This window comes from Pseudarthrobacter cellobiosi, assembly GCF_023913815.1.
Classification (GTDB): domain Bacteria; phylum Actinomycetota; class Actinomycetes; order Actinomycetales; family Micrococcaceae; genus Arthrobacter; species Arthrobacter cellobiosi.
Window position 1 is genome coordinate 133,966 of the sequence record NZ_JAMXBK010000026.1, and the last position, 20,961, is coordinate 154,926.

The 20,961-nt window shown below is 61.1% G+C and carries 16 protein-coding genes; 7 read left to right on the forward strand and 9 right to left on the reverse strand.

All coding sequences use genetic code 11. The features are described 5' to 3' along the window. Positions 1–13 precede the first annotated feature (13 nt). The 9 genes from NG701_RS14370 to NG701_RS14410 all read right to left on the reverse strand — a co-directional run bounded on the left by NG701_RS14370 (position 14) and on the right by NG701_RS14410 (position 13,600). Positions 14–799 carry an SDR family oxidoreductase gene (locus NG701_RS14370; protein WP_252568483.1) on the reverse strand — a complete coding sequence of 262 codons (786 nt, stop codon included), beginning with the start codon at positions 797–799 and terminating at the stop codon, positions 14–16. Between the two features lie 32 nt (positions 800–831). Then, the gene (locus NG701_RS14375; RefSeq protein WP_252568484.1) at positions 832–1,935 is read right to left on the reverse strand and encodes a LuxR C-terminal-related transcriptional regulator; all 1,104 of its coding nucleotides are present in this window, start codon (positions 1,933–1,935) and stop codon (positions 832–834) included. Positions 1,936–1,973: 38 nt separating this feature from the next. Further along, positions 1,974–3,374, reverse strand: a complete 1,401-nt coding sequence (locus NG701_RS14380; RefSeq protein ID WP_252568485.1) for a styrene monooxygenase/indole monooxygenase family protein — start codon at positions 3,372–3,374, stop codon at positions 1,974–1,976. A gap of 458 nt (positions 3,375–3,832) precedes the next feature. Further along, on the reverse strand, positions 3,833–4,111 hold the full coding sequence (gene catC / locus NG701_RS14385; RefSeq protein ID WP_252568486.1) for a muconolactone Delta-isomerase: 279 nt from the start codon (positions 4,109–4,111) through the stop codon (positions 3,833–3,835). Between the two features lie 61 nt (positions 4,112–4,172). After that, positions 4,173–5,273: a mandelate racemase/muconate lactonizing enzyme family protein gene (locus NG701_RS14390; RefSeq protein WP_252568487.1), complete on the reverse strand. Its 1,101-nt coding sequence runs from the start codon at positions 5,271–5,273 to the stop codon at positions 4,173–4,175. A gap of 1,473 nt (positions 5,274–6,746) precedes the next feature. Then, complete coding sequence (locus tag NG701_RS14395; protein WP_252568488.1) at positions 6,747–8,255, reverse strand: purine-cytosine permease family protein; 1,509 nt, start codon at positions 8,253–8,255, stop codon at positions 6,747–6,749. Positions 8,256–8,551: 296 nt separating this feature from the next. Then, positions 8,552–10,651: a hydantoinase/oxoprolinase family protein gene (locus tag NG701_RS14400; protein WP_252568489.1), complete on the reverse strand. Its 2,100-nt coding sequence runs from the start codon at positions 10,649–10,651 to the stop codon at positions 8,552–8,554. Between the two features lie 17 nt (positions 10,652–10,668). Then, entirely contained in the window at positions 10,669–12,432 is a 1,764-nt protein-coding gene (locus tag NG701_RS14405; RefSeq protein ID WP_252568490.1) for a hydantoinase B/oxoprolinase family protein, read from the reverse strand. Continuing rightward, positions 12,416–13,600 carry a M24 family metallopeptidase gene (locus NG701_RS14410; protein WP_252568491.1) on the reverse strand — a complete coding sequence of 395 codons (1,185 nt, stop codon included), beginning with the start codon at positions 13,598–13,600 and terminating at the stop codon, positions 12,416–12,418. Before NG701_RS14410 ends, NG701_RS14405 begins: the two co-directional genes overlap by 17 nt. Positions 13,601–13,840: 240 nt before the next feature. On the opposite strand from NG701_RS14410, the gene NG701_RS14415 reads away from it, so the two are divergent. The 7 genes from NG701_RS14415 (at position 13,841) to NG701_RS14445 (ending at position 20,960) form a co-directional block, all read left to right on the forward strand. Next, positions 13,841–14,629 (forward strand): IclR family transcriptional regulator, encoded by a 789-nt coding sequence (locus NG701_RS14415; protein ID WP_252568492.1) that lies wholly within the window; start codon positions 13,841–13,843, stop codon positions 14,627–14,629. A gap of 152 nt (positions 14,630–14,781) precedes the next feature. Further along, entirely contained in the window at positions 14,782–16,107 is a 1,326-nt protein-coding gene (locus NG701_RS14420; RefSeq protein ID WP_252568493.1) for an aromatic ring-hydroxylating oxygenase subunit alpha, read from the forward strand. Beyond that, on the forward strand, positions 16,104–16,700 hold the full coding sequence (locus tag NG701_RS14425; RefSeq protein WP_252568494.1) for an aromatic-ring-hydroxylating dioxygenase subunit beta: 597 nt from the start codon (positions 16,104–16,106) through the stop codon (positions 16,698–16,700). The genes NG701_RS14420 and NG701_RS14425 overlap by 4 nt, the downstream gene beginning before the upstream one ends. Before the next feature lie 297 nt (positions 16,701–16,997). Beyond that, positions 16,998–17,702, forward strand: a complete 705-nt coding sequence (locus NG701_RS14430; protein WP_252568495.1) for a type 1 glutamine amidotransferase — start codon at positions 16,998–17,000, stop codon at positions 17,700–17,702. 61 nt (positions 17,703–17,763) lie between these two features. Then, the gene (locus NG701_RS14435; RefSeq protein WP_252568496.1) at positions 17,764–19,257 is read left to right on the forward strand and encodes a glutamine synthetase family protein; all 1,494 of its coding nucleotides are present in this window, start codon (positions 17,764–17,766) and stop codon (positions 19,255–19,257) included. An 88-nt stretch (positions 19,258–19,345) separates the two neighbouring features. Then, a complete protein-coding gene (locus NG701_RS14440) occupies positions 19,346–19,666 on the forward strand; it encodes a 2Fe-2S iron-sulfur cluster-binding protein (protein ID WP_252568497.1) in 321 nt (106 codons plus the stop codon). 7 nt (positions 19,667–19,673) lie between these two features. Continuing rightward, positions 19,674–20,960, forward strand: coding sequence for an NAD(P)/FAD-dependent oxidoreductase (locus NG701_RS14445; protein WP_252568498.1), 1,287 nt, complete (start codon positions 19,674–19,676; stop codon positions 20,958–20,960). The last annotated feature ends 1 nt before the right edge of the window (position 20,961 follow it).

Here is a 20,961-nt window from a genome sequence, read left to right on the forward strand (position 1 = left end):
TGCTTGTGGTTGATCATTGGGCGAGCTGTGCCATCAGTTCCTCGGAGCGCTCGGGCCCCATCGCCGAGTAGCCACCGTCCGCCGCGAAGTCCGCACCGGTGACACAGGACGCCGCCGCGGAGGCGAGGAATGAGACAACGGCGGCCACCTCCGCCGGATCGGCAGTGCGCCCGATCAGGTGCAGAGGGGCGGCGATCGCGTCCGTCTTGGCACGGTCTCCTCTGGTCATTGCGTCCATGACCGAGGACCACGTCCAGCCCGGGGAGACAGAGTTGACCCGGATACCCTGCGGGGCCAGGTCCATGGCCATGCTGCGGGTCAGCTGCACCATGGCGGCCTTGCTGGCGGGGTATACCCAGCGGCCCGGCTGGGCCACCTTCGCCGAGATGGACGTGAAGTTGATGATGGAACCGCCGGCCCGGCCGACGAGGTTGGGCAGTAGCACTTCCGCCAGGCAGGCGGCGCTCACCAGGTTGACGTTCAGCGCGCTGAGCCAGTCCGCGCGGGACGTCTTCACCCCGTTGTCCAGGTAACTGCAGGCTAGATTCACCAGTGTGTCGATGCAGCCGTCCGCCCCGGCGAAGGCCGCAGCGGCCGCCGAGACGTCGTCGTCGTCGGTGATGTCCACCTGCGTGAAGCTGGCTGCGGCGCCAAGACTCTCGGCAACCGCCGCTCCGTTGAGTGAATCGATATCCCAGATCGCGACCTGCGCTCCGGCCTCCACGAAGTTCCGGGCCACCGCCGCACCGATGATGGTGGCACCTCCGGTGACAACTATTTTCTTTCCACGGTGGGTCATAATGTACTCCGTATTCATTGGGGTCTGGCGAATCAGGCTTCTGGCAGGTTTTGATCGAAAGTCAGTGCCTCACGGGTCAGCTCCACCCGGGAATGCACGCCGACTTTCCGGTAGGTCGATTTGAGATGTTGTTTGACCGTGTAGGGGCTCAGGAACAGCTTCCGGGCAATCTCCTCGTCCGTCAGCCCCAACGCGGCCTCTCCCGCCACTTCGGCCTCCCGTTTGGACAGGAGCCGGCTCAGATGATCCGGCAGCCGCCCTGATGCTGGCCGGCTCAGCTGCAGGATGCTGACGAGTATGTCCTTGGCGTTGGAGGCGCCAGTGAGATTCCGCAGCGTCAGTTGGCGCAGCTCAGCTCCGACGGACACTTGGCAGCGGTAGAGCTGGCAGAGCCCGTCCCGGGTGCGGGCTGCGGCCATCAGCCCCTCGAAGAACACCTCCGGCTTGTCCGGTTCCAAAACGGCCAGAATCTGCTGGGCGGCCGCATTCACGCGGCGCCTGCCGGTGCCCGTGTCGCTGAGCACCGTAGCCTGTCCGGAAGTCTCGAAGGCCTCCAGTAGTTGGTCCCGTTCGCTGAGCAGCTCGTCCCGCTCGGCCATGCCTCCCACCGCCAGGCCGACCAGATTGCCGATGGTCCCGAGCATGGCGTAGTCCAGCGGGGAGCCCAGCTTGCCCGGATCCCGGTCGGAGAAGTTGAGCGTTCCAACCACATGGCCGCGGTAGAGAATAGGGGCCTCCAGCAGGACCTGCATGTCATGCACTGCCAGCACATCGCTGAAGAATGGCGACTTGGTCCACTCTTCTTCCGACATCAGGTCCCTGCTGTGGACTGGACGGCGGCGGGTGAGTGCCGCGTCCAGGACCGGATCCAGGTTTCTCCCCACCGCCTCATAGATCTTGAGGAACCTGTCACTGACACCGGAGGCGCTGGCCAGTCGGGAGCTGGAGCCGGGATTCTCAAAGAAGTAGATGCCGTAGGATTTGGCCTCGATCATCTCGGGCAGCACCGACATACAAACGTCCTGGATTTCCTGCTGGGATTTCGCTTCCGTAATGGCGTCGCAGAAGGACGAAAGGCCGGCGGTAATCATCTTGCCAGCGGATTCGGCGGCATCCCGCTCATTATGATTCTGCACATTGTTCTCCTGCTGTTCGGCCCCGCGTCACCGTTGGACTAGGTGGGCGTTCCTGCCCGATCCCGGACGGGATCGCTAGCTTGAGCCCGTTGGAAATTCTGCCCCTTGAGGGTGTTCCGCGCCATGGCGGCCATGGCCTTCAACTTGCCCCTACCAACTATCGACCCCCCTGACTTTCCGGTGAGCTGGCGGATCCAGTCATTGCCTGCAGTGGAATCGGCCAGCATGGGGAAGGCATCCGCCGGACGGTTGAAGGACTTCAGGAGCTGGCTGGCCACATTTTGGTCGGCAAACGCCGCTGTGAGGATCCGCACCGTGGCGGCTGGCGGCTCGAGAAAAGTATTGGTGAACCGGTAGGTCGGATCGATATGGCTGCGATAAAACGCTTCCTGCGTTTCTTGCATCCATCCGCGGCTCAGCGGAGCGTCTTGGCGGGCAAGGACTGAATCGTAGATGTGGCCGGCCTGTCGTACCCCGCTGCCTGCCCCTTGGCCGCAGATCGGATCATAGCTGACGGTGCTGTCTCCCAGGCTCATCACGGCATGTCCGCCGGGGGTAGCTCCCGAACCTGCACGCACGGAGGGAGGGAAGGCACCTTTCAGCCAGCTGAATGAATCCTCCACCATTGGTTCCATATGCTGCATCGCGGCCCAGTCCCAGGGGGTGTATTTCTTAACCAGCGACTTTGCGGTGGCAAATGCTCCAGCCAGGTCCTTGACCTCGTCCCACCGGTCAAAGGGCCCGCCTGGCCGGGCCTCGAAGACGAGGCACCAGACCCTTTCCCCGCTCTTGTGCAGGAATGGCACCCAAAAGATCTCTCCTGCGTCACCGAAGAGGTTGAAGCAGACCGGGGTGTGGCCGGGAATCCGGTTGGAGAAGGCCGAGCCATCAGTGGGAATGCCGCGAACCAGAATCATCGCAAGTTTGCGTTGCGGTGCCGTGAAGACGCTGCGCACAGGATCCCGGGGAAAGAGCCCGGACAGGCCGCCCTTGCCAGTGGCCACCACGGTTAGATCCGAACCCGCGGCTATCCGCTCCAGGCCGTCCACGTCCACGGCGCCGATGTGGATCTCGGCCCCCAGCGACTCCAGCTGGACCATGCGGTCATACGAACGTAGCCGGACATCCACGGCAGCCCCTGCGGTCTCTGTCCCCAGGGGAGAGCCGAAGTCGATGAGTTCCTGGCCGATCTTTGGACTGAAGAAGACGTGGATGCCATCGATCGGATTCGCTTCGAACCCATAGTCCTTTACACCGAGACGTCGCTCCACCGCCAAGGAATCGGCAAAGATGGCAGCGGTGCCGGTGGGGGATGTATTATCCCGGATGCCCTCGGCGTCCTTATCGCTGTAGAGACGCACCTTGTAGCCAGCCTTGGTCAGCCCGACGGCCAGCAGCGTGCCGCTATGTCCGGCTCCGATAATAGAAACTTCGTGCATGGGATTGATTCCTCACGTTGGGGCGGGTGCCTCGGTCGTTGAAGTGCTGCACATTACTGAGAAGTCTAGATTTTCCGGTTCGGCCCGGGAATCACTCGTTCGGGCGGCGTGAGTTGCATCCCCCATCGGAGGGATGAACCTCCGATGCCCGCACAGGTCCCAGCGACCCTGCCAGGCTGCCGGATAGTCAGGAAGCCTGACGCCCGTCTTTCCGACGCGTGCGCAGCCATCCCACGAGACCGCGGCCAGGAGAACGCCTCGGGTCACGGCATTGCTGCCGCGCCGGTGAAACAGAGGCCAAAAAGTGACATGCTCGAGCCGTCCACACCGGCCAATAGCGCGGGAAACTCGGAGGATCGCCCCGCATCTCCGCATGCCTACGCCGAAGACTTTTTGCATGCGGGTCATCTAACGGACGGGAGACGGAAGCCGAGCACGTCATCGGCAGCAAATGAGAGCTATTCGGCGGTGGATGGGTGCTTGGCCAGGGGCGTGACCTTTATGTCCATGTAGGGGAAGAGCGGCAGACCGGACAGCAGCATGTGCAACTCGTCGTTGTCCACGACGTCGAACACCGAGTAGTTGGAGTGCTCGCCCACAACCCGCCATAAATGCGCCCAGCGTCCCTCGCGCTGGAGCTGCTGGGAATAGTCCCGTTCCTCCGCTTTGATGGCGTCGGCGCGTTCTTTGGGCATGTCCGGCGGGATATTGACGTCCATGCGGACCAGGTACAGCATGTGGTTCTCCTTGCGGTGTGGGGGCTTTCTGAGGGCAGGTGGTGGCCGGGACAGGCCAGGCCTAGTCCTGCCGGTACTTTTGCAGCTTGTCGGCGTCGATGGCTGCCCCGACGCCGGGGGCCTCGCGGACCCGGATGGCGCCGTTGTTGATTTTGAGCGGATCGGCGAGCAGGTCGTCCGTCATGTCCAGGTAGTTGGAGAGCTCCCCGGCCCGTCGGGAGCTGGCCTCGAAGGCCGCGCCGAAGGTGACCGTGGCGAGGCTGCCGATCTGCGTGTCGATCTGGTTGCCCATCGTGACGTCCACGCCGAGGCCTTCGCAGAGGCCGAGGATCTGTTGGGCTTCGGTGAAGCCGCTGCGCGCGGTTTTGATGCAGATCGCGTTGCTGCCGCCGGAGAGCAATTCCCGGGAGACGTCGCCGAGGGTGGGGACGCTTTCGTCGCCCACGATTGGGATGCTGGAGCTCTGCACCAGCCGGCGCCGGCCCAACGCTTCGCCGGCATCGCACGGCTCCTCCAGCATGGACAGGCCGAGGCCTTCGGTCCGGCGGAGGACCTCTATGGCCTCGTTCGCCGTCCATCCGCGGTTGGCGTCGAGGTAGATCTCCGTGTCCTCGCCGAGGCCCTCTCGCAGCACATGGCAGGCCTCGATGTCGAGGGAGAGGGGCCGCCGGCCGGTCTTGAGCTTGAAGGTGTTGATGCCGTACGTTTCGCGGAACCGCAAGGCTTCTTCGAGGAGCTCGGCGGCGGGCTTGAAGCCCAGCATGTGCGAGACCCGCATGCTGTCGGTGAAGCCGCCCAGCAGTTTGTGCACCGGGGTGCCCAGCGAGATCCCGATGGCATCCCAGAGCGCGATGTCCAGGGCTCCCTTGGCCGTGGGGTTGTTGACCGTGCGGCGGAGCAGCTGCTGGACCTTTGAGCGGTCCAGCGGGTCCAGCCCGATGAGCTGCGGGGCGAAGACCTTGGTCACCACCGAGACGATCGAATCCTGGGTTTCGCCGTAGGTGTAGGGCCGCGGCGGGGTGTCCGCGATACCGCAGATGCCGGTGTCCGTGTAGATCCGGACCAGCACGTGTTCGGCGGCAGTCACCTCACCGCTGGCGAACTTCAGCGGCCGCGCGTAGGGGATCGAATAGGGGATGGCCTCAATGCGTTCAATTTTCACGGAGTGGTTCCTTTGCGGCGGATGCGGGGCTGGGAATTGGGCAGTGAATCGAAGAGGGTCACGAAGCCGTGCCGAAGCGGGCGACGGACGACACCTTGAAAGAAATCATTCTGGAAGTGATGGGCACGAGTGCGATTCCCATGACAGCGGCCACCAGCGACAGCACGGTTTAGATGTCTTCCTAGCCTCCTGCACCATGCAGTTCCGGAAACTCGAAGACCAAGACCTCGGAGGCTCGGAGGGAGACTCTGGCCCTGGGGTCTATGCACTGGCACGAACTTCACCATTTGAACGGTGACCAAGGACAACCGATCCGCCATCGGCCTCAGGGCTGGACGGGGGTCGAATGGCTCGGCCGTCAACGGTGTGAGTGGTTTTTCGGCGGCGAAGACTTATCCGGCGGGGCGGATCCGGTTTCCGTTCCGGGGCCCCTTCACTCTGTGTCTGCGAACACTCGAGGCCTGTCTGATCGCCAAATTGTGTGCACGCTGATGTCGAGAAGCTTCCGCTCGCCGAGATCCGAAATAACCCATACAAATCCCTGTTCAGGGAAGGTCACGTCAACCGACCCGTGCCAGAATTCGCCGGTTTCGTGGTCGCGGACCGCGATGCGGTGGCCTCGGTCCAGGGACAGGAACATTTCAACTTCGCATCGCGTGAGCGAATCCTTCGATCCATGTTTCCCTGACACTATGCCGACAGCTGGTGTGCGCCACGAACACGTGATTCGGTGGTGCCTCGGACGTGCACTGCTGGGCGCCTCACCGCTGCCGCCGCGAATATCCGTCACTATTGGACAAGCCCCAGATCTGTGTTGTCGTTCCCGGTGGAACTTCACTGTTCACGCGTGCTTCGTACTGGCCAGGGGCAAGCCGCGTTACCGAAATACCGACCTGTTCGGTCATGGCCACGGGCCTTAATAGTTCCACTGCTCTATTCAGGGCCTCGTCCAATTCCGTTCGAGTGTGAACAGCTATGACAAGACAATCGGGCAGTACTTGCATGATCGCAAATCCTTTGATCTCAAAGTGGTGATCCGCGCCGTGGTCACTAGTTTGGCGTGGAGTGAGAAGCGGGTAAATATCGCGGGGTTTCGGCCTAGCCATGAAGTTTGGTTCCGCGGCTGTCTGTCTCGAGGTCGGTTGGCACCACCGCTGAAGGACCCTCCTGCCGCCGCCTCGCACAAACTGCTTCCGCCGCCCGGCACGACGGTTTCAGCGTCTGACCGTCAGAAGATGACGACGGTCACGGCCGGGTCAAAATGGCTCGATGCCAGGCGGCAGGCACCCCGACGTCCTGGTGCGGCGATATCTCTGAGCGGACCCCGGCGGTCCGGCGGGGTCCGCTCAGAGACGGCAACCTCCCATGGTGGTAACTCCCGGTGAGTGAATCGCAGAACCAGGGCTGCCCTTCAGGAGGACCGGCGTGATCCCGGGTGCAGCTGCGGATCAGCCTGAATGGCTGCGGGAGGAATCAAGGGGCTGTGACTTCTTCGTTCTGATCTTCGAAGTCCGCCGTGCCTTCAATTTCCTTCAGAGCTGCTGTTCCCTCGATGAAGTCGGTTCCTGATCCCTCCGGGAGGATCGTCCGTCGAAGGACCACGTACAGCAACGGGGTGAGTACGAGGGTGACGAGGAAACCCAAGGGGAAGATTCCCGTGGCGGTCAAGAGATAAGAGGTACCAGATCCGACGACCAGGGCGATGAGTCCCGACCAATTGAATCGCTCGACGAGCTCAGTCTGGACGGCCTTGCGCTTTCGTACGATGTAGAAGTCTGCGATTACGAGTGCGGCAAGCGAGAAGGTCAGAATTCCGAGGAGACCGAGGAACTGCAGAAGCACGCCGAGGATGTTGGCCCAGACCGAAACAAGTGCAATCACGTTGGCCAGGACAACCATAAGAATGCGGTTGGGCTTCCTCCGCAGAACCGCATCAAAGAGGTTGGACAGCGCGAGGGATCCGGAATAGGTATTGATAACCTGGGCCTTGATCTGTGCGGCGTACATGACCAGGAAACCAACGATCCCACCGAGGATGATGAAGTAAGCGCCCGGGTTTGAGTGGGCCAGGTATTGGACCTTCTCAAAGATTGAACCGCCCAACTGGGCTGCGGCAACATCGGAATTCGCCGGGTCCGTCAGGAACCGGGCAACCACCGTGTCGCCGGCCTGGTAGAGCAGTGCGCCCAATGAAACCACGCCGAAGTTGACAATGATGTTGCCGCCGATGGCCATAATCCGGACATCCTTCGGCGATTTGGCGTAGCGGGCGAAGTCGGCACCCACGAGAGCCAGCGCACCTGCCATACCAATCATGCTGCTCAGGACTCCCATAATTTGGACGGGCCCGATTGAGGACGGCTGGGCGCTTAGCACGCTTCCCACGGAAAGGTCCGACTGTTGGAAAGCGAGGAATCCAACCCACAGCATGAGCGCGCCGGCGATAATCGTCAGGAAGAACGATGTCTTCTGCACCACTTTCATGCCAAACATCGTCAGTAGGATCCAGAGCAGAGTCAGGGCGCCGTAAATCAGAACGGCATTGCCAAGGTTCGGCGACCAGCCCAGCATGAAGAGCGTGCCGTAGTAGAGAAGGACATTCTCCAAGGCAAGAAATCCCAGAATCATGAAGGCGAAAATTAGTGATGCAAGGGCGGATCCGGTAGCCCCCAAGCCGTGAAAGCGCATCGTGACGGTCGATGACATACCGGTACTCTGGCTGACCCGGGCCGTGAACGTACCGACCAGGGCACCAAAGATGGCCGATACCGCCGCCATCGCAATTGTCCATTGCACACCCACGATATAGCTGGCGGTCCCACCAATAATCAGCATGGCGAGGGTCGTTCCGACCCCTGCCGTGTTGGAAAGAAGGGACCATCCACCCACGCGAAGGTTCTCTGCGACAGGATTCAGCACATTGTCCTCCATCTTTTGCCTGAGGCTCGGTGATGGGGTCTTCGGGGATAATTCAGAAGTCATTGCGTTTCTCCTTTAAATACAATTTCCTGGCTGATTAATGCTGGTCTTAGCACGGGTCCGTCATTCGAATTCCCCGGGAAGCCAGCAGATAGCGCCTGGATTCTTGCTGGGACCACAAGGGTTGCCGGAGGGGCCCGGGCATGGACCACCGCCGGGCATCGCTTTTTGTCGACAACCGGACTGTTGAGTTGGTTCGTCTACGTCGAGGTGCGCCCCCGGACCGGGGGTGGAGGCCTAGCTATGTTGGGGCAGGGCTGGCTCCTTGGACTGAAGGGCTGATCGCCCCGACATAGGAGTCAGATGAGACGCAATCGTGCCTTGAGTGTTTCCTTCTGATCCCGGAGGTACATGACAAATGAGCCGTTTTTGTCGACAACGGTGTTGTATTCGTCGAGGACCACAATCGTGGTCGTGCCCAATTCGATGATGGCCGGACCTTCCACTTCTTCTCCCGGGCCCATCGGCCCACCCTGGTGCACGTCCACTTCCACCATGCGGTGCTGCTTGGGAGACCAGATGTTGCGGCGCTTTGGCTCCCGAACGGCATCGGCGGAGATGGTGCCGGTCAGGGTCACCCGGTCCTTGGGCGTGTGGCCGATTGCGGAGAGACGGATATGAAGCAAGTCGATCGGCATCTCCAGGTTGTTGTACCCGAAAAGCACCTCGTGTTCGCTGTGGAAGGCTTTGGCGAACTCCGCGAAATCGGGGGCCTCCAGATTTGAGGCGTTTACCTCAACGTTAAGTTCATACCACTGGCCCTTGTACCGCAGGTCGAGAGAAGGGATAAAGGAGATGTCGGTTTCAGCGACCCCTTCGGCCAGCAGTGTGTTTCGGCCCTCTTCCGCCATCCCTTTCCATACGCTAACCAAGCTCTCGCCGCTGAGGGTGTGCAGACGCTGGTTGGCGCTTTGGACGTAGTCATGTTTGAAGTCGCAGACCAGCATGCCTGCGGCGCAGAAGATGGAGGAATCGCGCGGCGTGATCAGCACAGGAATTTCCAGTTCCCGGGCGATGGCCGCCGCGTGCACCGGACCGGCGCCGCCTGCAACGACGATCGGGAAATCTCGTGGATCCAGGCCGCGGCGAACGGTGATGTCCCGCACACCCGTTGCCATGGTGACGTTGACGATCTCATAGATACCTGCCGCAGCTTCCTCCACGCTGAGGCCCAACGGATCCGCAACATCGGTCTTTATGGCCCGGATGGAGGCCTCCCGGTCCAGACCAATCTGACCGTTCATGAAAGTGTCCGGATCGATGTATCCCAAGACCACGTCGGCGTCCGTGGTGGTTGCATGCACTCCCCCGCGGCGGTAGCAGGCAGGTCCGGGCACGGCCCCGGCGCTCTGTGGCCCAACCCGCAGCAAGCCGCCTTCGTCCACCGTCGCGATGGATCCGCCGCCCGCGCCGATCGTGTGGATGTCCACTGCCGGCAGGGCGAGGGACCAGCGATCAATCTCCCCGTCGGTCATCACCAGGGGCTTGTTGTCCTTGACGACCGCGGCGTCGAAGCTCGTGCCGCCCATGTCCACGGTGATGCAGGAATCCCAGCCGTGTGTGGCGGTAACGAGCAACCCTGCTGTGGGTCCGGAGGCCGGGCCTGACAACAGTGACAGCGCGGCTCGTTTGGCCAGCTGGTCCGGGGTGGCGACTCCGCCGTTGGACTGCATCATCAACAGAATTCCGTCGAACCTTACCCCTGAGAGCAACTCCAGCAGCTTGGTCAAATAGCCGCTGATGATAGGTCCGGCGTAGGAGTTCAATACGGCAGTGCTCGTGCGCTCATAGTAGCGGGCTTGACCCAGCAACTCGGAGGACTTGGTGATGTAGGCATCGGGCATGAGTTCCGCCACGATCTCCGCCGCGCGGTCCTCATGAGCCGTAGCAGCGTGCGAATGCATGAAGGAGATGGCCACGGACTTGACGTCCTGCTCTCGCATGATTTCGACGGCTTCCCGCACATCCCGCTCGGATAGGGGTGTGACTTCGTCGCCCTTGTAGTCGAAACGGCCCCCGACCGGGAGGCGCAGGTGGCGGGGCACCAGCGGATCCGGCTGCTCCAGGCGATTGTCGTAGGGCTCCTCACGGGTGCCGTGACGCATCGGCAGCACGTCCCGGAATCCTTCTGTGCCCAGCAGCGCAGTCTTCGGCCCTCTGCGGGTGAGCAGGGCATTCGTGGTTACGGTGGTGCCGTGCACAATTAGCTCTACGCCGGCCAGGAATTCCTCGATGGACTTCTTGTCCAGCGCGGCGATCTCCTGCAGTCCGTTATACACCGCCAGCGGCGGGTCCGAAGGGACCGAACTGGTCTTGTGGATGCGCCGTTGGCCTTCGGGGTAGATGACGAGAAAGTCGGTGAATGTGCCGCCTACGTCGATACCGATTCTGATGCTCATGGTAATTGACCTTCCAACTAAGCTTCTGCGCGGAGCGCTGTGGTCTGTGCTGTGTCGACGGCGGCCCCGTCGGCGGTGAGAACGACGCCGTATTCCGAGCGGGCTTTCTCTGCGGAGACGATGCCGTCCCGGACTTCGGCCAGGACTTTCTCGGCTGGCCGGTTGAATGGGTCGCCGTATCCGGCGCCACCTCCGAGAAGCGACTCGATGCGGGTACCCGAGGGTAGAGCGATGATTTCTTTGGACCCCCACATATGGGAAGTGCCGTCCGGGAAAGTGACAGTCATGTCATTGAGGCCGGAGTCTTTGCCGCCGAAGAGACCTCGCGCCGGAACCGCACCCTCGGAGCGGACGTTGTCACCCAGGGTCACGCCGTGCTGGTTCTCCCCGTAGCTGATCCACGCGGAACGTGTCCCCATACCGCCACGGAATTCGCCGGCACCGGCTGAATCTGGCAGATACTCGTGGTATTCCAGAAAGTGCGGGGACGTCAGTTCAAACATCTCCGGGTCAGGGGCTCGCATCTGTCCAGCGGTGCCCGTGAAACCTAGTGCGTCCCAGCCGTCGGTGCCCTGGACGCCGCCGGGGCCGGTCCGCTGAAAGACGGTGAGCGTGCCGAATTCCTCGTTCGTGCGGGGGTCCACGCCGTTGGTGGACGTGCACATGTACTTGTTCCATCCGGCCGAAACGCGATCCGGGAGAATGCCGGCCAGCGCCGTCATGATGCACTCAACGACTTCATCGGCCATCTGATTGCCGAAGACTGTGGCCGCTGGGAAACGCGGATTCAGTATTGAGCCTTCCCGGAAGACCGTTTTGATGGGTTCGAAGAGCCCTTGGTTAGTGGGGATGTTGATGTCCCCGCTGGCCAAGAGCATTAGAAACGCGATGCGCACGGCGCCCTTGGCCGAGGCCGGGGGCATATTCGTGATTCCGGGTGCCTGATCGTCGCTTTCGGAGAAGTCAAACGTGATTTCGTCGCCCTTGATCTCGATGTTGCAGGCAACCTTGTAGCGCTTGGTGGTATCGAAGCCGTCGGATACCATCCAGCTTTCACCGTAATAGTGCCCGTCCACCCAACGGCTTACTTCGGCCCGCACCTGGCGTGCGGAACTCTCCAGGATGTAGTTCATATGGTTGTCGTAGACCGGCAGTGTATATCTTTCAATCAGTTCGACCAGCCGTCGGCCGCCGATGGTGCAGCAGCCGATCATGGACTTGACGTCTTCCATGACGAAATCGAAGCGGATGTTGGCCGAGATGAAGTCCCAGACGTCCTTGCGGAAGACGCCCTTCTCCGCCACCTTCACTGGAGGGATGCGCAGGGCCTCCTGCCATATGTCCCGGGCGTTAGGGTCGTAACCGCCGGCCGTCATCCCCCCGATATCGGCCATATGGCCCTTGGCCGCAGTCCACCCGACCAACTGTCCTTGGGAGAAAATCGGCATGAAAATGCCGGTGTCCGCGTTTTGATTGCCACCATGGTAGACGTCGTTGTGGATAATGACATCGCCTTCGTAGATGTCGTCCCCGTAGTACTTGATGATGTATTCAAGCGCCGGGTGGGCACCAAAGGCGATGATGGCCGCGAACTCGGCCTGGGCCAGGGTGTTGCCGTCCTTGTCGAAGACCACGGTCACCAGGTCGCCGATTTCGTTGAAGATCGGTGATCGGGAGGAGCGCATGAGCATGGTCGCCATTTCCTTGGCAATGGCGTCTACGCGACGCTGGAGAACAGACGCGGTGATCGCGTCGATGTTGTTCTCAATATTCGTTGACATTTACTTCACCTTTCGAAAGTCGGTACAAACCAGTGGCGTGCTCGGAGAGTTTGCGGCTCCCGGAATCCTCGATGACGAAGGAATCGGCCATGTAGCCGGTGGTCTTCGCAGCGTCGTCCCGCACCATGGGGTGCACGGCCAGCAGATAGCCGGCCTGCAACATGGTGTCCTCTGACTGTGTTCCGTCCTCGACGACATCCAGGCCGATCCATGGATGTTCCAAAACGTCCAGGCCCAACGAATGCCCGGACCAATAGGAGGAGCTCGCGCCTTCGGATTCGATCGCATGCAGCACGGCTCGTTGGACCTTTGAGGGAGAAGCGCCCGGTGTCATTTCCCTGGCCGCGGCAGCGAGGCCCTTAGTGACAGCACGAGCCATTCGGTCGGTATCATCCGTGGGCGGGGCAAAGGTGACCATCCGGGACAGCTCGGTCCAGTAGCCTTTTGGGCCCACGATTTCAAACGAAAAGGTGTGAACGTCATGGGCGTTAAGAACGCGGTCCCGTGGCGGGCCGAACGTGGCGTTGGTCTGATCGCCGTCGGTCTCTGTATACATGGTCAGGAACAGCGGGTCTTCGCCACCGAGCATGTGTCCTACCTTGTACATCTCGGCGCCGATTTCCCGTTCTGTTATTCCGGGGCGGGCAATTTCCAGCAACCGGCTGAAGCACTGGTCCAGGATGTAGGCGGATTCCTGGGCTCCCTGGATTTCCGCAGCACTTTTGATGGCGCGGATCAGTTCAAACTGTGCGGAGTAGTCGATAAATTCCACCTGCGGATATGCGGAGGTCAGAGCCAGGTACTCGTCGACCTTCATGATCTGGCCAAGTCCGATAATGCCGACCCTGGAGAACGTCTTTCGGCGCTTGAGGGCATCCACCAGGCCACTGGCAATGGTTCCGGGGCACCGATAGTCGCTGACCCACCCCGAAGCCGGTTTGCGGGCTCCGACCAGGTTCCCGGACAGAACCACGACCGGCTCCTCATCCTTGAACATGACGGCGTTGCCGGAACGGTGCAAAAGGTTGTAGTCGGCAACGTACCGCAGCGCCCCTTTGTGGCCGCGGTAATCATTGGCCGCAAAAATGAGTGCATCGACGTCGTTTTCCTGCATGGATTTGTTGAGCAGATCCCATCTGCGGTTTCGCTCTGATAGAGAGTTGGGCACTTGTCCACCTTTCGCATTCGGTGAGGAATGCCTTTTTGATCACGCACTGAGGACGCAGCTGCAGCGTCTGCACTTGTCGACGTGAAAGCGAGTGACCGAGCCTGTCTAAGCCGACTGCGTCGGCCGTGGGCGAGGCACGGGAGACCGAAGCCGGAGTTGTGACGCCAATCACTGGCATCGGATGAGAAAACTGTACAAGTGCATTTCCCATGCGACAATAATTTCTGTCATTATTTCCCTATGCGAAATGACGAACAGACTCCCCCGCTAGATTCCGTCCACAGGGCCTTGCAGTTGATCAAGGTGTTGCGTGCAGGAAGATCCCTGGCGGTGAAGGATGCCGCCGAATTGCTGGAGGTGGTCCCCTCAACTGCTTACCGCCTGTTGGTGGCGCTGTGCTACGACGGCTTCGCAAGCCAGGATGGGGACCGCCGCTATCGCGCAGGCACCGAAATCGCCAGCCGTCACCAAGGCACTCTTTCGCCGGGCCAGCTTCGGATCGTTCTCCGCCCGGCCATTGAAGAGCTCAACAGGACACTCAACGAGACAATCCAGGTGTGGGTCCTGAACGGTCCACGCGTCAGCTACGTAGATGGACTGGAAAGCACCCAGCCGCTAAGTGTGCGAACCGGCGTCTGGGACCTTGTGCCGGCTTACTCGTCGGCAGGCGGCAAAGCGCTGCTTGCCGAGCTGGGACGCACCGAGCTGGACTCCATCCATGCCGATGGCCTCATCCCGTGGCGTTCAGCCAGGATCACTACCCTGCAGTCCCTCAAGCGGCACCTCGTCACCGTCCGCCAGGAGGGCTACGCATTGAACCAGGAGGAGGCTGCTCAAGGCATTGCCGGTATCGCTGCCTGTGTGAAGGATCCGGCGGGCTATCCGGTTGCCGCCATCTCAGTTGCTATCCCAAGCATCCGCTTCAACCGGAAGAGAATCCCGGAATACGCGGAGGCGCTGCGCGCTGCCGTGATTGTCGCCGAAACGGAGATTGCCAAGCCTCAGGAGATGTTCACCAACACTCAATAGCCCACTATGCAGTACGGGAAACTATTCGCACGGCTTATTTCCCTGAGGGAAATAACAAACAAGACTGTAGACGGACCTAAAATGGGGGCCCTACGCTCGGTTGCAACCCATCTGCCAACCAGACTTCTGGTTCACATTGAGGAGGCATTCTGATGGTTGTTTCCCCCGAAATCTCACGCTATAAGGCTGAGGCAACACGCGAAAGAGCGTGGGACGGCTATGTTCAAGCGGACCGGGTCCACCGGACCCTGTACACCGATGAGCGCGTCTTCAACGAAGAAATGGTCAAGGTATTCGGCCATACCTGGGTGTACCTGGCCCATGAGTCGCAGCTTCCAGAGCCCAATTCGTTTGTGTCAACCAAACTGGGGCTGCGGCCGATTGTCGTAACCCGCGACCGTCACGGGGAATTGCACGCGGTCTTCAACCGTTGCGCACACCGCGCGGCAACGGTCTGCCGCGAGGAAGCCGGCGTCGCCAAGAGTTTTCAGTGCCCCTATCATGGCTGGACCTTCAAGAATACCGGGGAGCTTGTCGGTGCGCCCTGGCCCCAGGGATACGGCGCCGATTTCGACAAATCCAAATTCGGGCTTGGCAAGGTCACCAGGGTCCAGTCCTACCGCGGGTTTATCTTCGGTACCCTGAGCGAGTCGGCGCCGTCGCTGCCCGACTACCTTGGTGAAGCAAAGCCTTGGCTTGACTACTGGATCGACCGCGCCCCGGATGGCGAGGTGATCGTGCGAAGCGCCGCTCACCGCATGGGCTACCGCGGCAATTGGAAGCTTGCCTTCGACAATGCGGGGGACGGCTACCACCCTTCGTTTTCCCATCGTTCGCTGCTGGAGATGGCGTCGCGAATGGGCGACAGCAAAGACATGTCCTACTTCGGCAAGACCCCCGACGACGGCCCCATGAAGGTCTACTCGCTGGGCAACGGCCACAGCGTCATCGACCAGCGGCCAAACTTTGAAGGTCCGGGCAGTATCTGGGCAAATCAGCGTCCCCAGCCCGGGCGGGAAAAGTTCGAGGAGATGATCCGCAGCAAGTACCCGGAGGACGCCGACCGGCTTCTGGATGTCAGCGCCGGTGCCCAGATCAATTTGAGCATCTTCCCGAACCTTCTGCTCATCGGGAACCAGATCCAGGTGATCGAGCCACTGGGTGTGGAACGGACACAGCTGACATGGAATGCAACATCGATCGGCGGCGTACCCGAAGAAGTCAACACGATGCGCATGCGCACCCAGGAAGATTTCCCGGCCTTCGGCGAACCTGATGACCAGGCCAATTTCGAAGAGGTCCAGCGGGGACTTGCCGTCTCTGAAGAGGAATGGATCCTCATGAACCGCGGTCTGAACGTGGACGGCTGGCAAACCATGGACGAAAACGGTGTCATCGTCACTGCCGTGACCGATGAAATCCACATGCGCGGTTACTACGAAGAATGGTTGCGTCTGATGAACGGAGAAGCCAAATGAGCCAGAAAATCCAGGACTACTCCGATACGTCGAGCTGGTCGTACCATGTGAACGAATCGTTTTACGCGGATCTGGACAACTTCAGGGACGTTCTCAACTCCGACTGGCCCGTAGCCGCCGTCGAAATTGCCCGGCGGGGCGAAGGATTTCTGGCCCAAGAGGCACGCCTCATCGATGAGGGCCGCTTTAACGATTGGCTCGAACTTTTCAGCGCGGATTGCCTTTACTGGGTGCCCATCACTCCGGGCGGAGGGAACCCCCGTTTGGAAGTCTCACATGCCTTTGATGACTGCCGCCGACTCACCGACAGGGTCTATTGGCTCCGGACAGGGCTGGCCTTTAGCCAGATACCGCAGTCCCGGACCCGCCGGGTCATCACCAATGTAGAAGTTCTGGACGAACCCTCCAAGGGGCTGCGTTTCATCCGGTCCAACTTCATCGTCAACGAGTTCCGCGCCGGGGTCCACAAGACCTACAGCGGATGGTACGGGCACGTGCTGACCGCCGGGGACGCAGGCTGGCGTATCCGGCTCAAGCAGGCCAACCTGCTGGACTCCGAACACATCCATGAGAACCTCACGCTGGTTTTCTAGGGTCGGCGAAGAAATGACTGAGCACAACCAACAATCCGCTGAACTGGAGTCGCTGCGACGGGAAAACGGCATGTTGCAGCAGAAGGTACGGCGCCTGGAGCGCGAGGCCGCAAGCATGCAGCCCGTTGTAGCCGAGGTCAAACGGCTGAAAATCTGGGATTTCACTCCATACGGGGTCATACCAGACGATTCCTGGCTGGCTCTGGACCGGGCCAGCGCCACAGAGCTCATGCGGGCCTTAGCCGGAACTGACCATTGGCGGCCTTGGCAGTCCAGGATAGAACCAAGGCCCCAGCCATGAGCACGTTCGGCCGCGAGGTCCTGGTGATCACCCACTTTGACGGCGCGGACTTGTCCTGGACAAACCAGCTCATCCGGGAGCAGGGCATGGAACCGGTGCTGGTCCGGCCGTTTGCAGGCGAACTGCTGCCGGAGCCGGAAAACGCGGCGGCGGTAATCTGCCTCGGCGGTCCGCAGAGCGCCTATGAGGACACGGAGCATCCGTTCCTCATCGACGAACAGAAGTTTCTGCGGCGGGCGGTTCAGGAACACGTTCCCGTGTTGGGAATCTGTCTGGGCGCACAAATCCTGGCAAAAGCCCTCGGAGGCCAGGCGATCCCTGGCACCCAGGGGCTGGAATGCGGATTCATCGATGTCCTGCCCGCACCGGACCAGTCGGGGAGAGAACCCGTCGGGCTTCAGGGCCGGTTCTTCTCCTTCCATACAGACACGTTCGTGTTGCCGGCCGAAGCCGAACTGCTCGCCACTTCGAGCCAGTACCCCCAGGCGTGGCGCCTCGGGTCGGCACTGGCCATCCAGTTCCATCCGGAAATCTCCCCGGCGGGAGTCCGGCAATTAGTCTCCGTAGAGGAAACGAAACTGCGGGACCACGGCGTCGACGTTGACGGTCTCGTGGCCGAGGCAGTGTCGGCACACGACGCGGCCTGGGCCGAGGCCCAACGGGTCGTCGGCGGCTGGCTCGCCAACACCAAGAATTTCTAGAAACACTCAACCCCGGCAGCGCAACAGCGCTTCAACCGCTGTGCCAACTTTAAGGAGCGTCATGACCAGTAGCAGTAAGTTCATCCAGAAACACGGCCTCTACAACGAGGAGCAGCTGGAGGCCGCAGAACGCAGCCGACAGGCCCTGAACACCGAGGGCATCGAGATCGTCCGGCTCGTCTTCCCCGACCAGCACGGCCTGCTCCGTGGTAAGTCCCTGACCAAGGACGCCTACTTGGCAGCACTGGAATCCGGAATCGACATCACCATGGCACCGTTCTTTTTTGATACGGCCAACGCGATCGTCATGAACCCGTTCTCCGCTAACGGCGGATTCGCCATAGAAGGTCTCGGCGGAAGCCCCAACGTCAAGATGGTCCCGGACCCCGGCACCTTCAAGGTCCTGCCGTGGGTCGAAGAAACCGCCGTCGTCATCTGTGACTTGTACATGTCAAACGGTGAACTGTTCCCCTTCGCCCCTCGCTCGATCCTGAAACAGACGCTCAACAAGATGGCCGAGAACGGTTACCGGCTGATTGCCGGCATCGAAATGGAATGGTACCTGACGAAAATCGTCGACGACATGCTCCAGAACGGATCTCTCGGCGCACCGGGGTCACCGGCTGATCCACCGAAGGTGGCACCCGTCGCCCGAGGGTACAACTACTTGCTCACCGATCATCTGGACGAGATCGATGACATCCTGCGGCCGATCCGTAAGGCGCTCGTATCCATGGGTCTGCCGTTGCGTACCCTTGATGACGAGTGGGCACCCAGCCAGGTGGAGACCACATTCGACATCCTCGACGCCCTGGCCGCCGCCGACGCCGCGGTGCTGTTCCGGATGACGGTCAAGCAGATTTCCAAGCGCCACGGACACCTCGCATCGTTCATGTGCACGCCAGCCATCGAGGGGTTCTATGCCAGCGGATGGCACCTGCACACATCCGTCGTCGACCTGGAGACAGGCGAGAACCTGATGGTGCCGTTCCTGGACGAGCCGTTGTCCGGCCTGGGACAGAACTATGTCGGCGGCACCCTGAAACACGGCATTGCCGCCTCCGTGTTCACTACGCCCACCATCAACGGTTACCGCCGCCGCCGGCCGTATTCGCTTGCACCCGATCGGCTGACCTGGGGCCAGGACAACCGCGCAGCAATGATGCGTGTGATCTCAGCCCCCGGTGACCGCTCATCGCACGTCGAGAACCGCGTGGGTGATTCCGCCGCCAACCCGTACCTCTACATGGCCGCCCAAGCAGCCGCTGGTCTGGACGGAATCCTGAACAAGACCGAACCTGGCCCGCTCAGCGAAGACCCCTACAGCCAGGACGTTGCGCAACTGCCGACGACACTGACGGAGGCAATCGATGCGTTGGAGGCCGACACCTTCTACCGGGAAGCTTTCGGCGACGCGTTCATCGACTACCTCGTCGCCATCAAGCGGAGCGAGGTGTCCCGTCACGGCGCCTGGATAGCCGAGAACCCCAACGCCGAGGAGTACGTCAACGGCGTGACGGACTGGGAGCACCGCGAATACTTCGAGTTGTTCTGATCCGTTCCAACAGTGCTGCCGCGTGCCGGCACCGCCCCGTACCGGGAGGTGCCGGCACGCTCCGGACCGATAAGTAGGACTAAGCCCCATGCCAAAGATCATTCTCCGTTCTCCGGACGGAAGCGAACACACCCTCGATGCCCGTCTCGGCGCATCAGTGATGGAAACGGCCGTAAAACATGGAGTGCAGGGCATCGTCGCAGAGTGCGGCGGAGCTCTCTCCTGTGCCACGTGCCACGTCTACATCGCCGAATCATGCATTGGCATGACCGGCCCGGCGGACGATTTTGAAGACGAAATGCTGGACGATGCAGCCGCCGAACGTAGACCCACCAGCCGGCTCTCCTGCCAGATCCGCATGACCGACGAACTCGACGGCCTTGAAATCGACATCGCTCCAGAACAGTGAGAAATCCATGACCAACCAGCGCCCCGGAAGCCGCACTGCCGGCACACTCATCGTCGGTGCCGGCGAAGCCGGACTACAGCTTGCAGTCTCCCTCCGCCAAAAGGGTTACACCGATCCCGTGACCCTTATCGGTTCGGAGGACCACGCCCCGTACCAGCGACCGCCACTCTCCAAAGCCTTCCTGAGCGGTGATATGGACGAGGTAAATCTTGCACTGCGGACGGAGGAGTTCTACTCGAAAAACGAGATCGATGTCCTGCCCGGCACCCGCATCACCGATATCGCCCTTCACGAGGAAGGACACGGCGGCGTAGCGACAACTTCCCGCGACCACGCCATATCCTTCACCAAGCTCGCCCTCACCACCGGATCCCGGCCCCGCAAACTGAACCTGCCGGGCAAGGATCTTGACGGTATCTGCTACCTCCGCGGCATCCCTGATGCCCGGAGCCTGCGCACCAGACTGGCCAAAGCCAGCCGCGTCGTGGTCATCGGCGGCGGATTCATCGGGCTCGAAGCCGCCGCGGTTGCCCGCCAACGAGGACTGGCCGTCACTGTCGTTGAAACATTTGACCGACTCCTTCAGCGGGTCGCTGCCCCTCCCATCTCTGACTTCTACAAGAAGGCCCACGAGAAGCGCGGCATCCACATCATCCTCGGATCCGGCGTCACGGCGCTGCATGGCAGCGACAAGAAGGTCTCCGGCGTAGAACTGTCCAACGGGACAATCATCCCGGCAGACCTCGTCATCGTCGGTATCGGCGTCGAACCCCGCACGGAACTAGCCGAAAAACTCGGCCTGGCATGCGACCGCGGAATCATCGTCGACAACGGCGCACGCACCAGCAACCCGGGCATCGTCGCTGCCGGCGACTGCACCATCCAGCCCCACCCCCGCTACCCCGCCGAAAGCATCCGCCTGGAATCAGTCCAAAATGCCGTGGACCAGGCCAAAACGGCGGCCTCAAGCCTCTTAGGTGAACCGCCCGCCGCACCCGCTGTTCCCTGGTTCTGGTCGGACCAGGGAGACCTAAAACTGCAGATCGCAGGGCTTTCCAACGGATACGACGATTTCCTTGTCCGGGGGGAGCCTGACACCGAACACTTCACCGTCCTTTACTACCGCGACGGACACTTCATCGCCGCAGACGCCGTGAACAGTCCCCACGACTTCATGGCCGCCAAACGAGCACTGACTCTGGGATCGACCATCGATCGCTTCAGAGCCGCTGACACCGACCAGCCGCTCAAAACCCTTATCGGAGAACCAACCACAGAAAGTCTGAGGAATTAGC

Bases quoted from the DNA above. Each gene is read 5' to 3' on its own strand.
- NG701_RS14370 (WP_252568483.1), bottom strand. From the start codon at position 799: ATGACCCACCGTGGAAAGAAAATAGTTGTCACCGGAGGTGCCACCATC.
- NG701_RS14380 (WP_252568485.1), bottom strand. From the start codon at position 3,374: ATGCACGAAGTTTCTATTATCGGAGCCGGACATAGCGGCACGCTGCTG.
- catC (WP_252568486.1), bottom strand. From the start codon at position 4,111: ATGCTGTACCTGGTCCGCATGGACGTCAATATCCCGCCGGACATGCCC.
- NG701_RS14395 (WP_252568488.1), bottom strand. From the start codon at position 8,255: ATGACTTCTGAATTATCCCCGAAGACCCCATCACCGAGCCTCAGGCAA.
- NG701_RS14400 (WP_252568489.1), bottom strand. From the start codon at position 10,651: ATGAGCATCAGAATCGGTATCGACGTAGGCGGCACATTCACCGACTTT.
- NG701_RS14405 (WP_252568490.1), bottom strand. From the start codon at position 12,432: ATGTCAACGAATATTGAGAACAACATCGACGCGATCACCGCGTCTGTT.
- NG701_RS14415 (WP_252568492.1), top strand. From the start codon at position 13,841: ATGCGAAATGACGAACAGACTCCCCCGCTAGATTCCGTCCACAGGGCC.
- NG701_RS14420 (WP_252568493.1), top strand. From the start codon at position 14,782: ATGGTTGTTTCCCCCGAAATCTCACGCTATAAGGCTGAGGCAACACGC.
- NG701_RS14425 (WP_252568494.1), top strand. From the start codon at position 16,104: ATGAGCCAGAAAATCCAGGACTACTCCGATACGTCGAGCTGGTCGTAC.
- NG701_RS14430 (WP_252568495.1), top strand. From the start codon at position 16,998: ATGAGCACGTTCGGCCGCGAGGTCCTGGTGATCACCCACTTTGACGGC.
- NG701_RS14435 (WP_252568496.1), top strand. From the start codon at position 17,764: ATGACCAGTAGCAGTAAGTTCATCCAGAAACACGGCCTCTACAACGAG.
- NG701_RS14440 (WP_252568497.1), top strand. From the start codon at position 19,346: ATGCCAAAGATCATTCTCCGTTCTCCGGACGGAAGCGAACACACCCTC.
- NG701_RS14445 (WP_252568498.1), top strand. From the start codon at position 19,674: ATGACCAACCAGCGCCCCGGAAGCCGCACTGCCGGCACACTCATCGTC.